This window comes from Paraflavitalea sp. CAU 1676 (assembly GCF_029223285.1).
Lineage (GTDB): Bacteria > Bacteroidota > Bacteroidia > Chitinophagales > Chitinophagaceae > Paraflavitalea.
In genome coordinates this window covers 16,519-31,400 of sequence record NZ_JARHUJ010000007.1, presented here as the reverse complement: position 1 = coordinate 31,400, position 14,882 = coordinate 16,519, and the positions used below count along the sequence as shown (strand labels likewise).

Here is a 14,882-nt window from a genome sequence, read left to right as displayed (position 1 = left end):
CCAATTGCCAGCTCGACAAATCCATTCATTAAAAAATAAAATATTATGCTTAATAAGCTGAATGTGTATCTGTTTTTGGTCTTTTTTTGTGTTGTTTCAGCGCAAGGTCAAATAGTTGCCCGACAAATAAGTTATCGCACGCCGATTTATGAAATGAATGTTGGTGATACTTTGCGTAATATTCAGTTTAAAGCTGCAGTTAATTATTCAAAAGGGAGCATGAATCTTTCCGATTTTAAGGGGAGAAATGTGATTCTAGATTTTTGGGCGCCCTGGTGTAGTCCCTGTATTGCTGCATTTCCTAAACTAGACAGTATTCAAAAGAAGTACAATGAAAAATTGCAGATTCTTTTGGTGACAAGAGAGTCTATGAAATCAGTGAATAAGATATACGGTTCCTATGAATCCAGTAGGAAGGTTAACTTTTCCTTACCCTCCATTGTCGAAGATTCGATTTTGAGCTTTATTCCAGCCATTATACCCCATTATGTATGGCTTGATAAAAATGGTGTAATTAAAGCAGTTACTGGAGGCGAAGAATTGACAAATAGGAATATTGAGACATTTTTGAGTGGAGAAAGATTGAATTTGGCAAACAAGGACGATGAAAAAATATTAAGGAAAACTGAATATGGTCCGATCTTTTCTCAAAGCCAGCTATGGACGGCAAAAGATTTAGTGTTTCATTCTGTGTTAACAAAATTTAATCAGGGTTACTCTACTAATGTTTCCCGGGATACCAGCTGGGGATGGATAAGATGTACAAGACATCCTATTATTCTACTTTACAAAATGGCATTTGGAAAATTTGATATGAGTTTTATCAACAATAACAGGGTAGTGCTCGAGGGGTTCAAAAATGAAGAAGACTCTTTTCTAATAGGTAGATTTACTCCACAAAATATGGCGCGTTGGAATGACATACAGCAAAACCAATACTACAATTATGAGCTTGTCGTCCCTGTTGATAAGCAAAAGGATAATCTTGAGACCAGGCACGGGAAGCTTTTCTCCATGATGCAGGATGATATAAATAGATATTTCAAACACTTAGGTATTAAAGGTCAATTAGAAAAAAGGAAAGTTAAATCGCTAGTTTTGGTACGAATATCTGAGATTGACAAGGTTGCCTCCAATGCGACTGAGAAAAGCGAGGAAGTTACTCAATTCTATGTTAGCTTAAGAAAGAGGCATATGTCGGACTTTGTGGCTAAACTTCAATCATTTTATTCCAGTGAAAATGCAATGCCCATTTTTGATGAGACAAAATATGTCGGGGAGATAGACATTGAAATAAATGCTGATTTAAGGGATAGAGACGCAGTCAACAAGGAGCTGTGGAAGTATGATCTTAAGTTAATTCCTAAAGAGACCGAAGCAGATATGATTATTATAAGAAAAGAGAAAAATTGATTTGTGGGTTATGCTTTAATTAGTGTATTCATAACCTATGATATCGACACCATATGAGTTGGAAAAATCAGCGTCGGTTAATAGTGAGTAAGGGTACGATTTGGAATAGTCTATACGGACTGCACATATGTATAAGGACCCAAACCAACATATACTTTGTACATCCGATTGGCTAAATTGGCTATATTGATAAGCGGTCGATCTGTTGAATGGGTGCAAGGTGTATTGTATGTGAAAAGTTGATTGAGGAACGGGGTTTTGCAACAAAAACCATGAATTGTTAGGTGTGCGGCGGACACGGCTAGACACTAAAGTTAATTCTAGCAATAAAACAACGAGGACTAGCGAAATATTAGGGAGCACCCTTCTGTTTTCGGTAGCTACAGTCCATAATCTTTTTGTTGAAATGCGGCTTTGTTTCATCTTCAAAATGCATTAGTAGTTGACAGTGTCTGTAGATCGTAGACAAAAGATAGAGAATAGGTGTAGGAGGGTTAATAAATTGAAATAAGGCGGCGGATTAATTTCCGTCGCCTTATGTATGTAACGATTAGTTCCTCAATTCAATTGCGATGATGTCAGTGGCAAATGCACTTGCGCCAGTAGTGAAATCGCCATTTCCTGTTCCATTCAAGGAAGTAGTAGGTGTAGATTTGCTGTAGTCGATTTGTACTGCACAAACATAGGTAGAACCCAAGAGGCAGATTGCTTGAACATCTGTCTGAGTACGCTTAGTGGCGTCATAAGCTGCAACCTTATTGTAAGTTCCGCTGTAGCTCGATTGGAAGCTTGCTGAAGAAACGTTTGGTTGGCCGCTCAGGAGAAACCAAGAATCTGTAGGAACTCTTTTTAAAGCTGTAAATGAGCTAGCAGCAACTACAACAAGAGCCAACAGGCCCAGGAATGATACTTTTTTCATGATTTTAAAATTAATGGTTAACAAAATGCCTACTCTATTTAAGGTTTTCAGCGTCCCCTTTTTTAGCCGGCTAAAACTATTTTATTGTAATGTTTATATCGTCGTGAATTGGATGATTCATTTATAGTAAGCTATACACCACTATATTTGTGGGGTAGACTACCACTATCTTTTGTTTCAGTATTTTAAATGAGATTGCCTTTTCGTACCTGTGGTTTGGGATATAGACACTATGTTGGTATTTTCCATCGTCTAATGAGTAGATGTCAAGGACCATATTTCTTCCGAACAGGTCATTTGATTCATTGTCCGCTTTTAGCTTGGATTGATTATACAATTTCCCTTCAAATACATCACTTCGCCCATTTACGATCCTGTCTGGCGCGCCATTGGTAACAAGTTTGTCATTCTTGCTGGTTTCGACAAATGCCAATTTCTTATTAGCTGAAGACTTTAATGTATCTATAGTATATGATCTGTAGAGAATGTTCAAATTCGTATCAGCTACGAAAAATTCATTCTTATAAAAATGTACAAATGCAATCTTCCTGGAGGAGGTGTCATACGTTAAATAACCGTCATTTCCCAGGCCCATGTCGTTGCGGATTTCTGATATATTTCGTTCCAAGGTAACATCGCCGGAAATTGGATTTCCTTTGTAGAATATTTGATCTTTGTTTTTTACTGCACTGTCAAAGCCTCTAAATATGAAGCTACTGTTACCTATTTTTACAACTCTTGAAAAAGGTTGCCTTGGAAAACTATATGTTTGGGGCGATGTGGTGGAGTCAGAATACACCATCGACCTTGCGTTTGGTGAAAGGACCTGAACACCCGTTGAACTTAGAAATGTATAATAGAAGCCTCCGCGAATCTCATTTTCAGGCAATGGATAAGTTAAGTAATGACTTTCTTTAATCTGATAGTCGGTAACTAGTATTTTACCGGGCGTCGTTGTCTTAAAATATAGGTTTCGGGGCGTGGTATGAATTAATTCGATGGCATCATTTCTATGTCCAGACGCTAATACCTCTAATTTGTACGCATCAGCTTTCCTATTAAAACCGTTACTTTGAAAAGTAGGGTTAACTGTAATTGCCGCCAGTATTCCGACAAGTATTGCAGCCGAAACTAGCGTAAACAGAATATATAAAGAATGCTTTTTCATTTTGTGCATAAAACGCTTCGTTTAGGGAACTATCTTCTTTCTTTTGAGATCTGCAAAAAAATTGAAGCTATTGTCAAGCAGACGACTCCGATATTAAACCATAGATGCTCAATCCACCCCATCTCGGAAAGTATGCCACCACAAGCGCAGGGCAAATCATAACTGAACAAAAACATCGCATAAATGTAAAAGGTAAACATTGCCATTATAAAGAGCGTTGCATAAAGTGCGCTTAGCCGTGATTGCCTAATTACCAATAGTACAGCGATAAGTATTTCCAATACTGGTAGTGCCCAGGACACATAATTTGCATAATCAGTCAGAAAGGGTGATTTGCTCAGTTGAGCCTGGAAAACCTGACGATCCATTAATTTACTAAGGCCCGCATAGGCCATTAGAAGTGTGAGAAATGTACAGGCGATTTCTAGCAGAAAACTAAGTACAACGGAAGGCCAGTTAAGAATCTTATATGGTTGCGAAAAATTCATATGATAAGTTATTTTACTTTAGGGTTTGAACTTAAGTTAATACTACTATCATCTGTAGGAAATGAATCGAGTATTATGGAACGATTTAGAAGGGGAGTTGCGATAACGAAGATATATTCAAAGTATGCTGTGTTCGGTATAAACCATGGTTCATTCGGCTTTTTCGAACTAGGAGGCCTGTGCGCTTTGCATGCTTTGTTTCCAGGCGCCGGGAGTGGCCTTTTCATTTTTCTTAAACCACTTCACAAAGTTTGTTTCAGCACTTGCGCCTTTAAAGCCAACTGAAATGGCTACATGTTTTGTAGTCATACCGTCTATTAACATTTCCTTTGCAATGGTGAGCCTTACTTTTTGTAGATAAGCATACGGGCCTAAGCCAAACTCTGTCTTGAATCCGTACTTAATCTTTGAGGCGTTGAGATATACTTTTTCTCCCAGTTCAGGAATGCTTAAATGATACCTTGGATTTGCTTCGATGAGGTTGGCAATGGATCTGATCTTCAGGCGATCACTGTTGGATAAGATGGCTTTCATTTGTGCAGTTTTGACATGTTAAAGCAATTTCAATCCATTTCATCGCATACTTGATCTACTGTCAAGTGAACGGTGAATGACGGCAAGTTGATTTAATGTCAGGCTCGAATGAACCGACTAAGTCGTTGAAAGGAGTAAGTAAAGTTTCGAAAGTGTCGAATGATGGAGAGTTACAGAATGCCTATTAAGCTAAGCTACGACTATCAAAATAATATTTGCGAGTTGGTATGATATTTTTTTGGGGTGTAAGTGTAAGCATTTATACTTCAAGTTGTGACATATGTGCCTTGGCGGTAGTCTTGGGAGTAATCCAATCTGCAGACGATTCTTTGTATATCTGTCTTAACGTAATATAAATGCCGCTTGCCGATTTATACCCGAGTTAATTGACAATTGCATCCGGGGTATATCCTTCTTTAATTAGTGCGAGGATAAGGGAGGTGTGGTGGAGGTGCAGCGAGTCTTCCATGAGCCTGGCCGCACGCGTACCCAAATCGGTCACAGTGTTTTTAGCCCGGTACTGCTCCGGCGTTGTATTGAAAGTGTTTTTTAATAGCTGGATGAAGCCTGTCGTATGGACATAGCCGCAACGTGCCGCTATGTCCTGGACTGGGATTGTTGTGGTTGTTAGTAGTTCGATACTTAGTTTCTGGCGCTGTAGCGCGAGCAGGCTGTACGGGGTGTCTCCGTACATTTTGATGAACCCTTTATGTAGCTTTCGGGGACTGATACCATCCTGCTTGCAGAGGTCTTCAAGTGTGTGATGTGTTGCCAGGTCCTGGAGTATGGACCTTTTTATCCAATCAAGTTTCTCCCGATCGTTGTCGGTCAATTTGATTCCCATTCTCATAGATAAGGGTTGTTACAAATTAAATGTGATTAATGATGCAAACGGGACGCATCATGATTTTTCATGTCATCAATTTAAGGTAGAATCCCGACAGTTAGCGGAATATGAATGATAGGTTTGATCTATGTCAATAATGCATTTGGTAGACTAATTTATTACATGTCGTCACATTTCCTCCTCCAGTTTCTTGAGATTTTAGAATTAACAGGTTTATTATTAATTATTAAGTCATCGTTTTATGGTGGCACAACCGGGGCGTGCCGGCCGGCATACTGCTTTTTGAAGGCTGCCTGCTGCGACCGGCAAACGATGTAGACGACGCACTGCTCAATACCTACCATACAGCGAGGCAAGGAAGCCACCAGATAATACTTCATAAACAAAACATTTAAAAATAACAGCAAAAGCTGGCCGCAGCTTCAATGCGGCATAGGCGTAGGCAAAAAAGGAATGCGGAATAAATGCGCGGATGGATGTAGATAACTGGCTTGTAATAGCTGGTGCGGGCGATGCTGTTAATTGGTATTGCTGAAGCTTTATGCCGAGCCATTTTGGCGGCTGGAGGGGAGGGGAGGGGAGGGGGGCAGGGCCGGCATGCCGCATTAATTTGCGGGACGGGTTTTTGATGTTTTGGTGATGGAGTGGGTGTGGTGACTCATTGTGTTATGGTCTATTATGCCAATGAGTTCGGATACCATTATCAGGTTTTCGAACATCTCCTGTTCGGCCATCAATGAAAATGTGCCTCCTTCTAATGCGCTTAGCGCTTCGACCCGTTCAAGGAATGCTGCATGCGCGGAAGCGGGCGAAAGGCCTTCAACATCTATTCGCCGATAGACACTTATAGAATCTTCTTCAAACCGGAACAAAAAGACGTATTTCTTCATACAGCTTTTACGGTTTATGATAGCGAAAACAATAAGTAGACCAGATTTTGGGGATTGTTGAGCTGAACCTAATTTAGCCAATTTTAAGGTATTTTGCCCCAGATAGCGCTTGAATTTTTGAGCTAAAAATGGATGAATGGTGCCACATTAAATATTGGAAAGCGTTCCGCAACGGTTCAAATCGAGGAATGCGGACCGGTATTGTCAAATTTTCGTATCGCAAGATATGTATTGATTACATCATGGAAGCCGTTTACTTGTTGCTTGACTTAAAGTATTTTTTAGGATACTCACTGCTTGAAAAAAGCAGCGCGAAATTAATTGTTGCTGCCAATACGTTCAACACCAACAGCAGCTTTAGACCTACAATGATCGCATAACTTGTCCAAGCCAGTGATTCAGTTAAGAGTGCGGCAAGCACCCAGTCGTAATTGACCAGAGACTTCCGAAAGATCACCATGCTGAGCTGATAAGCCAGAAATAGGAGGGTAATGACACTTATAGCCGTGCCGAGTACATGGAGTGCAGTAAGTTTTATCATGGTTGCTACTAATCTTTTGAATCAAAGGACGCCCTGTGAATTCTTCAAATATTGAAGGGTAACAGTTTGAGCGATTTTCTTCATGCAAACACGTTCGGGAAACGCCTCCTCATTTCTTTTCAACCCATACGGCAATAGAACCTGCAGGTACGGGAAACTGCCCCCAGCCATCGTCATTGATATTTACTTCCGCTGGATGTTTGCCCAGGAAATCGATAAACACTTTGCCTTTATGTTGAGCCCCCATTTCCATATCTTTAAATCCATCCTCGCTGTTAGACAATAACACGGCACACCCCGATCCTTCTACATCCAGGTGACCCTCGCGGGTCCAGCCTACACAGTTCGGGTGATCAAAATAGTCCCGCTGCATACCATAGCTAAAGCGTTTTCTTGCTTCCAGCAATTGCTCTATGTGCGCGCATTTGTCGAGGAATATTTCATGATCCATGCCATCCTGTCCCTTATCTACATAGTGTGCTCCATATAGGTCAGGATAAAAAATACAGGGGTAACCACCTTCTCTTAGCAGGATAGAGGCATAGGCATGCGGTTTAAACCAATTTTCCACAGGTGCTTCCAGTGATTGAAGCGGTTGTGTATCATGATTGTCCACCACCGTTACTGCCAGTGTGGGTTGTGAAGCTACCAGGCTGTTCTGGAAGAGCGTTGTGAGATCAAAGTTCTTACCTTGCAGAGAAGCGTGGTAGAAATTATGGTGCAGCGATGCGTCAAAAAGCGACATTCGTCCTCCTGTGGCCTCAATGTACCGCTCAAGCAAGGTCAACTCGCCAGGAGCCCAATATTCGCCAACGGCAAACAGGTCGGGTTTAATACTTCGTAGATGGTCCAGCCATTCATTGTAAAAAGCAGGCGAGATATGTTTCACGGCATCAATGCGCACCCCGTCGATGCCCGTTTCCTGTAATAACCAGGCGCCCCATTTTTTCAATTCTTCCCTCACCGCAGGATTGCGGAACTCAATATCGGCAAACATCAGAAAGTCGTAATTCCCTTTTTCCGTATCGATCACATCTTCCCAACCTTCTCCATATTCATTGAGGATCGAAAAAATCCCTGTCTCACCCAGGTTATAGGCAAAATCAACTCCCGTAAAGCAGCGGTGGTCCCAGATGAAATCGGAATACTTACCCTGCCTGCCGGGAAATGTAAATTTGGTGAACGCCTCAATCTCAAAAGGCTCACTGGTAAATTGGTTCCGGTCTTCCGGGTCCACCCGTCTCACCATCATCCGTTCTGTTTCATCTGCGCCTCCTTTGTGGTTCAATACGATATCGATATATACCTGAATGCCGTGGCTTTGTAATGCCCGCACAGCTTCCAGCAATTGCTCTTTTGTGCCATACTTTGTACGCACGGATCCTTTTTGGTCAAATTCTCCCAGGTCAAACAGATCGTATACATCGTAGCCACTGGCATTGGCCCCTTCTTTGCCCTTATACGCGGGAGGTAGCCATACCGAGTTGACGCCTAATTGGGCTAAGTGTTCAGCTTCTTTGACAACCTGGGTCCATAAACTGCCATCGGCAGGGGTGTACCAATGGAAATACTGGAACATTGTACCGTTTTGCATGGACTTTTTTCGGATTATAGCAAAACCCAAACCCTGCCATGCCCGCTATTCTTTTTTGACAAAAAAAGGCAAGTAATGCACTATTCCGGCCTGTTAAACATCGTATTGCGTAAATAAATACACATCTTTGGATAACCGGCTGCGTAATTTGCTGGCGCGCTTATAGAGAATTTCACGATATCTCTAAACAAGCAGATAACGTATGAAGCAGGTTTCACTAGTTTAGCAGGCCATTTGACAAAAAGGGTTCAACACAGTCCAGGCCGGTGGATGCCCCCCAAGATGAAACCGGGGAGTAGTTATTGTTGCCGAATTGCCATTACGCCGGTATATCCCGGTAGGTTTCGCGGTCCCAAAAACGGTGCTGACCGATGGCGGCAATGAATAAGCCTGACAGTTTTTTAGGGTCGGCTTCTATCACGATGCCCTCATCCTGCCGGATATCCTGGGCCGCGGGATCTTTCAGTATCATCTTACCAAACAACGTGCTTTCCAACACTTGCTGTGCCTCCTTGTCGAATGCGATAGGTTTACAGTGCCGGTAAGCTTCATTGAGAAAATGGATGGCGTCGGGATCTGCTGCGATGGTGGCCACGCTGTTGACGCCGCCCGGCACATACACGGCATCGTACAAAACAGAAGCAACGGTTAGCAGACTTTTGTCGATCGCTATTTCTCCCTTTGTTGCGCCTTTGAGCATTCCTAGCCGGGGTGCTATCACTTCGGGTATCGCTCCCTGTGCGATCAGTGCGTTTTTCACGGTATTCAACGCTTCCTGCTCAACACCATCAGCTGCGAGTATGGCGACTTTGCGCGTTTGTATCTTTCCTTTTATTGTGTTGGCCATGCTGAGTGCCGGAGATTCCTGCAGGGTGGATTCAATTTTCACCGGCTGAAACCTTTTCGGATTGCCGTCGGCGGGTATGCTGTGGTTGATAGGCTGTTCGGGTTTGGCAGGCACTTTTAAACCGAGGTTTATGGCCACCTGAGCGGCCAGGTTGCGATCTACCTGCGTAAGTATGCCCAACATTCGCTGGCGAATGGCAACGGTTTCTACTTTGCCCAGCTCGAAACTGAATGCTTTTGCGATGTGTGCTTTTTCGGGTTCAGACTGGCTGTTGTAAAACAGGGTAGCCTGGCTAAAGTGATCGAAAAAGCTGCGGCTGCGTTCTCTTACTTTCTTTGCATCGATCTTTTCCGTGTAAGAGGCGAATCCTCCTTCGGACCATTTAGCCTGAAATGGACAGCCTCCACCCAATGAATTGGGGTTGTAACTGGTGCGCCCCTGGTTGATCGTTTGGCGCATGTACCCATCACGCTGGTTGTTGTGCACGGGCACAATGGGGCGATTGATGGGTATCTCCTGGAAGTTGGGTCCACCCAGGCGGATCAACTGCGTATCGGTGTAGGAGAACAATCGACCCTGGAGCAAGGGATCATTGGTGAAGTCGATGCCGGGTACGATATGACCTACGTGAAAGGCCACTTGTTCCGTCTCTGCAAAGAAATTATCGGGGTTACGGTTAAGTGTCATTTTACCAATGCGCTGCACAGGTACTATTTCTTCGGGGATGATCTTGGTAGGATCGAGCAGGTCGAATTCGAAGGCAAACTCATCCTTCTCCGCTACTATTTGCACGCCCAGTTCCCATTCGGGAAAGGCGCCGCTTTCAATGGCCTCCCAAAGGTCGCGCCGGTGAAAGTCGGGATCCTTGCCGGATATTTTCTGCGCTTCGTCCCAGGCTACGGAGTGAACGCCCAGCAGGGGCTTCCAGTGGAATTTCACGAAGCTGGCTTTGCCCTGATCATTGATGAAACGGAAGGTGTGTACGCCAAACCCTTCCATCATCCGCAGGCTGCGGGGAATGGCACGGTCGCTCATGGCCCACATGATCATATGGGTTGACTCGGGCATGAGGGAAATGAAATCCCAGAAGGTATCGTGGGCCGACGCGGCCTGCGGTATTTCATGGTGGGGTTCGGGCTTTACGGCGTGTATGAGATCTGGAAACTTCATCGCATCCTGAATGAAGAATACCGGCATGTTGTTGCCGACGAGGTCAAAGTTTCCTTCCTGGGTATAAAACTTCACGGCGAAGCCGCGCACATCGCGGGCGAGGTCGCTTGAGCCGCGCGAACCGGCGACGGTGGAAAAGCGGACGAATACCGGCGTTTCCGTCTTTGTATCATTGAGGAATGAAGCTTTGGTGTATTTGCTCATGGGTTCATATAACCTGAATACGCCATGGGCTGCGCTACCGCGAGCATGTACGATCCGTTCGGGTATACGTTCATGATCGAAATGCGTCATTTTTTCGCGGAAGATGAAATCTTCCAGGAGGGTGGGGCCACGATCGCCTGCTTTGAGCGAGTTTTGGTCGTCGTTGATGCGGACACCGGTATTGGTGGACATGAATTCGTCCTGACTGTTCTCTGTATCCGGCGCAAGTTCGTTGATCTTCTTATTGGTGGTATTGGCGGGTGCTTTGGCCTTCTTTGATGGCATAGATAAGTATTTTTAGAACTTGTCATAATTCTTATGCCCGGAATTATTATGAGGTTCAAATGGAGATCGACGACCCAAAGCGTTGGGCATACACTCCTGTTTGATAATGAGGTGTTGGGAGGGGGCCAGCGCTATTTTTTATGGGTGTGTTGATAAGCAAAATGGCGGCAGTAGGAAAGGGATTCCGCTTTAACCGGGAAGGAATGCCTCAACTTCAATATGTGCTGGTAAGAAGATTGTTATTATGGCTTTGCCCAGTTCGCTTCCTTCCGCTGTTATAGCTCCCTGATGGTTGCTTACGATTTTGCGGCACATCGCCAATCCGATTCCTGTGCCGTCATACTCGTTCCTGTTGTGTAAACGCTGAAAGATGAGGAATATCTTCTCCGCAAACACGGGAGATATTCCGATGCCGTTGTCTCTCATCTCAATACGGTGATATTCTTTATCCTGATCAAGGCCATGCTTGCCGACCTCTTGCCTGGAGGCTTGCATGCTGATTATGCTTATGATAGGATGGGTGTCCTCTTTTCTGAATTTTAATGCGTTGCCAATAAGATTAGAGAATAGCTGATACATATGAAGCGGATTGGCCGTAATTACAGGCAGCTTGTCGGCTATTATGGATGCGCCCGTTTCCTCAATAAGCAGATCGTAATTGCCCAGCACATCCTGTAATACTGAATTGAGATCAACACTATCAAAAACTTCCTGTTCATGAGCAATACGCGAAAAATCCAATACATCCCGAATGAGCTTTTGCATCCTGCTGCCGGAGTTTTGAATCCTCTCCAGGTAATTTTTGCTGTCGGCATTCATATCAGGGCCTATTGAACGGGCAAGCAGTCCGAGAAAAGTGGTGATCTTACGAAGCGGTTCCTGCAAGTCGTGGGAAGCGATGTACGCGAATTGCGCAAGCTCTGCATTGGTTTTTTGCAGATCGATGTTTAATAATGCGAGTTCCTGCGTACGTTCCGCTACCAGTTCTTCCACGCGCTTGAGTTGATTGACCTGGTCGGTGATATCGAGCACCGAGCCAATAAAACGGACCGGATTTTCGGCTTCATCAAAATAAACTTTGCCTTTAGCTTTCACCCACCTTATTTTTTGATCTTCAAAACCTACTGTCCGGTATTGCACATCGTAATTGCCATTGGTCCTGGATTTGGTAAAGGCATCATCGATAATGCGTAAGATCTTCTCCCGGTCGTGGGGGTGCAACCCAAGGACAAAATCATGCTCATAGCTGACGGGGTTGTCATGGCTGATACCGAAAAGTATTCTGCAACGCTTGTCCCACACCATCGTGCCGGCGAGGAGATCCAAGTCAAACGTGCCCAGATCTGCGGCTTCCTTGGCCAGCCGGGCTTGCTCAAGGGCGCGTTCCAATTCGGCGGTAGCTTTTTCTTTTTCGGTTTCGATGGATTTGCGATCTGTAATGTCCACGCAGGCGCTGATATATCCGGCAAAGGTTGCATCCATGTTAAAACGCGGTGTAACGTGCGCCAGCAGCCACCTGTATTCTCCATCCGCTCTCTGCACCCGCAATTCGGCCGTATAGGGCTTTCGCTCGCCAAATGCTTCAAGATAGGTATTTAGGTACTGATCTTTGTCGTCCGGGTGCAGCAATTCGGCCCATTTAAAGGCCACTAACTGGGACATGCTCCGTCCGCTCAGCTCACACCAGGCTTTGTTGAAATAAATGGCATCCGAAGTAACATCTGCCATGGCAATGTAAATTGGACTGCTTTCGGCCATGGCGCGAAACCGCTGCTCGCTTTCCTGCAATACACTTTCAACCAGTTTGCGTTCTGTAATTTCCTGGGAAATTCCCAGCATCTCAATTGGTTTGCCGTCATTGTCGTAACGTAGCCTACCGGTAAGGTTTACCCAATGGACTGTTTTGTCTGGCCAAATAACCCTGTATTCAATATAGTAGTCTGTACCGGATTCCAGCACCTGCTGCACCGTTGCCTGCATCCGGAGAAGATCTTCGGGATGGATAGCCTCCTGTAGATTTTGATAGGTAAATGGTTTGTCGACGGGCCGGCCGAAGTTCTGTTTGCAGATGTTAGATGCCTCCATTTCGAGTGTAGGCAAATGGAGGGTCCAGGATCCCAGGTTGCCTGCTGTTAAGGAAAACCGCAACCTTTCCTCGTTTTTTCGGAGATTAGCCGCTGTTACTACCTTATCGGTGGTCTCGGTGCAGGTGACGAGGACTCCCGCGGCTGCGGAATTTTCATCACTAACGCGGCTATAGCTAAACGTCCAATAGACATTTTCGATTTGACCATTCCTGAAAATGGGCACCAGCTGATCTTCGAACCAGACCGACTTTCCTTCCTCTAGGACTTGATTAATAAGGGGTTGGATAATATGCCAAATCTCCGGCCAGGCATCGATGGCTTTCATGCCCAGTATGCCGGGATGTTTTCCTTCATTGCCGAGGCTGGGGCGGTAAGCATCGTTATAAAAACAAATAAGGTCGGGCCCCCACCAGAGAAACATAGGAAATCTTGCGTTCAGCACGATACTGACGGCCGTGCGAAGGCTTTGCGGCCAGTGGTTGGGCGAGCGTAGGGATGTGGCCGACCAGTCGAAGGTTCTGGTTACCTGGCCCATTTCGCCTCCTCCTTCGAGGAAATGAAAATGAGCGGCAGAATAATTCCCTACAGTCATATATTCAAATTTAAGCAAATTTGCTATGGGTGAGGCGGAGAAGATTGGGCAGACAGGATGCCCGGTGATGAGGGGCCAATACGCCTGAAACATCGGTTTTATTTATTCATCTACTACACGTGCGAAATAAAATTGCAGCAGGAGGGCGGCGGCAGCTGTTGACCAAAATATAATATTGGCACCGTAATAGTACCATAGCAGGCCTGCCATTGAACTGGCCAGCAAGGTACAAATACTTTGGAAGGCAGTGAATGTTCCTATGGCAGTGGCAGTATCCTTGTTGTCAACTAAATTGCTTATCCATGCCTTTGAGACTCCCTCCGTGGCGGCGGCATAAATACCATACAAGAAGAACAAACCATAGATCAGGTATTTATCAGTTGCTGAAGCCATTCCTCCATAGACTATGGTGAATACCATTAAGCCCACTATGAACATCCGTTTCAATCCCACTTTATCGGCCAATGCTCCCAGCGGAAATGCAAATAAGGCATACACCAGGTTGTAGAATATGTATACCATGATCACGTTTTGGTCATTCATACCTGCCTGCCGGGCTTTGAGCAGCAGGAATACATCGGAGCTATTAAAGAGGGTAAACAGTAACAAGCCTATCACCAGACGTTTGTATTTCGTGGGACTGGTTTTCCAGTAGCCGAGGAAAGAAAAAAAACGTGGAGATCCTGTGGCTGGTTTGGGAACGACCTGCCTGTCTTTCAGCAACCCTGAACATCCTATGGCCAATAAGCCAGGGACAAAAGCTATGAAGAACAGCGTGCGGTAATCTTCCGGATACCATTGCAGGTACAGTAATGCCAGCAAGGGACCGATGACTGCTCCGAGTGTATCCATTGACCGGTGAAAACCGAAGATCATCCCTTTCGTTTGAGGCGTTGCCTGGCTTGAGAGGACCGCATCTCTGGCACCGGTCCTGATTCCTTTTCCCATCCTGTCGAGTGTTCGTGCAAAGAATATCCATAGTGGGTATACAAATGCTGCCATCAAGGGCTTGGATAAGGCACTGAATGCGTAGCCCCACTGGACGAAGGGCATTCGCTTACCAGTGTGATCGGATAGTTTACCGAAATATCCTTTGCTTAATCCTGCTACTGCTTCCGCGATGCCTTCGAGGATGCCGATGAGGATAATCGAAAAGCCAATACTTTTCAGGTAAAGCGGCATGACGGGGTACAGCATTTCACTGGCTGTGTCTGTGAACAGGCTTACCAACGACAATATCCAGACAGTGCGGGTGATGGCTTTGTTCATCATCGGCAGGAATAATGGTTTTGGGTGACCTCAG

13 protein-coding genes are annotated in these 14,882 nt (G+C 44.8%); 1 reads left to right on the top strand and 12 read right to left on the bottom strand.

Translation table 11 applies throughout. The features are described 5' to 3' along the window. Positions 1–45 precede the first annotated feature (45 nt). On the top strand, positions 46–1,413 hold the full coding sequence (locus P2H89_RS22490) for a TlpA disulfide reductase family protein (protein WP_275831147.1): 1,368 nt from the start codon (positions 46–48) through the stop codon (positions 1,411–1,413). Between the two features lie 550 nt (positions 1,414–1,963). On the opposite strand, the gene P2H89_RS22485 is transcribed toward P2H89_RS22490, so the two are convergent. The 12 genes from P2H89_RS22485 to P2H89_RS22430 form a co-directional block, all read right to left on the bottom strand. Beyond that, positions 1,964–2,332 carry a hypothetical protein gene (locus tag P2H89_RS22485; protein ID WP_275831145.1) on the bottom strand — a complete coding sequence of 123 codons (369 nt, stop codon included), beginning with the start codon at positions 2,330–2,332 and terminating at the stop codon, positions 1,964–1,966. 121 nt (positions 2,333–2,453) lie between these two features. After that, entirely contained in the window at positions 2,454–3,509 is a 1,056-nt protein-coding gene (locus P2H89_RS22480; protein WP_275831143.1) for a hypothetical protein, read from the bottom strand. Between the two features lie 20 nt (positions 3,510–3,529). Further along, entirely contained in the window at positions 3,530–3,988 is a 459-nt protein-coding gene (locus P2H89_RS22475; protein WP_275831141.1) for a MauE/DoxX family redox-associated membrane protein, read from the bottom strand. 168 nt (positions 3,989–4,156) lie between these two features. Further along, a complete protein-coding gene (locus tag P2H89_RS22470) occupies positions 4,157–4,522 on the bottom strand; it encodes an AraC family transcriptional regulator (protein WP_275831139.1) in 366 nt (121 codons plus the stop codon). A 382-nt stretch (positions 4,523–4,904) separates the two neighbouring features. Beyond that, entirely contained in the window at positions 4,905–5,372 is a 468-nt protein-coding gene (locus P2H89_RS22465; protein WP_275831137.1) for an AraC family transcriptional regulator, read from the bottom strand. Between the two features lie 236 nt (positions 5,373–5,608). Beyond that, positions 5,609–5,749 carry a hypothetical protein gene (locus P2H89_RS22460; RefSeq protein WP_275831135.1) on the bottom strand — a complete coding sequence of 47 codons (141 nt, stop codon included), beginning with the start codon at positions 5,747–5,749 and terminating at the stop codon, positions 5,609–5,611. Positions 5,750–5,974: 225 nt separating this feature from the next. Then, positions 5,975–6,259 carry a hypothetical protein gene (locus P2H89_RS22455; protein WP_275831134.1) on the bottom strand — a complete coding sequence of 95 codons (285 nt, stop codon included), beginning with the start codon at positions 6,257–6,259 and terminating at the stop codon, positions 5,975–5,977. 253 nt (positions 6,260–6,512) lie between these two features. Next, complete coding sequence (locus tag P2H89_RS22450; RefSeq protein WP_275831132.1) at positions 6,513–6,800, bottom strand: hypothetical protein; 288 nt, start codon at positions 6,798–6,800, stop codon at positions 6,513–6,515. A 109-nt stretch (positions 6,801–6,909) separates the two neighbouring features. Beyond that, complete coding sequence (locus tag P2H89_RS22445) at positions 6,910–8,394, bottom strand: alpha-amylase (protein ID WP_275831130.1); 1,485 nt, start codon at positions 8,392–8,394, stop codon at positions 6,910–6,912. A gap of 319 nt (positions 8,395–8,713) precedes the next feature. After that, entirely contained in the window at positions 8,714–10,900 is a 2,187-nt protein-coding gene (locus tag P2H89_RS22440; protein WP_275831128.1) for a catalase, read from the bottom strand. Between the two features lie 189 nt (positions 10,901–11,089). Next, positions 11,090–13,672 carry a PAS domain-containing protein gene (locus tag P2H89_RS22435; RefSeq protein ID WP_275831126.1) on the bottom strand — a complete coding sequence of 861 codons (2,583 nt, stop codon included), beginning with the start codon at positions 13,670–13,672 and terminating at the stop codon, positions 11,090–11,092. Between the two features lie 9 nt (positions 13,673–13,681). Further along, a complete protein-coding gene (locus tag P2H89_RS22430) occupies positions 13,682–14,851 on the bottom strand; it encodes an MFS transporter (protein ID WP_275831124.1) in 1,170 nt (389 codons plus the stop codon). Positions 14,852–14,882 lie beyond the last annotated feature (31 nt).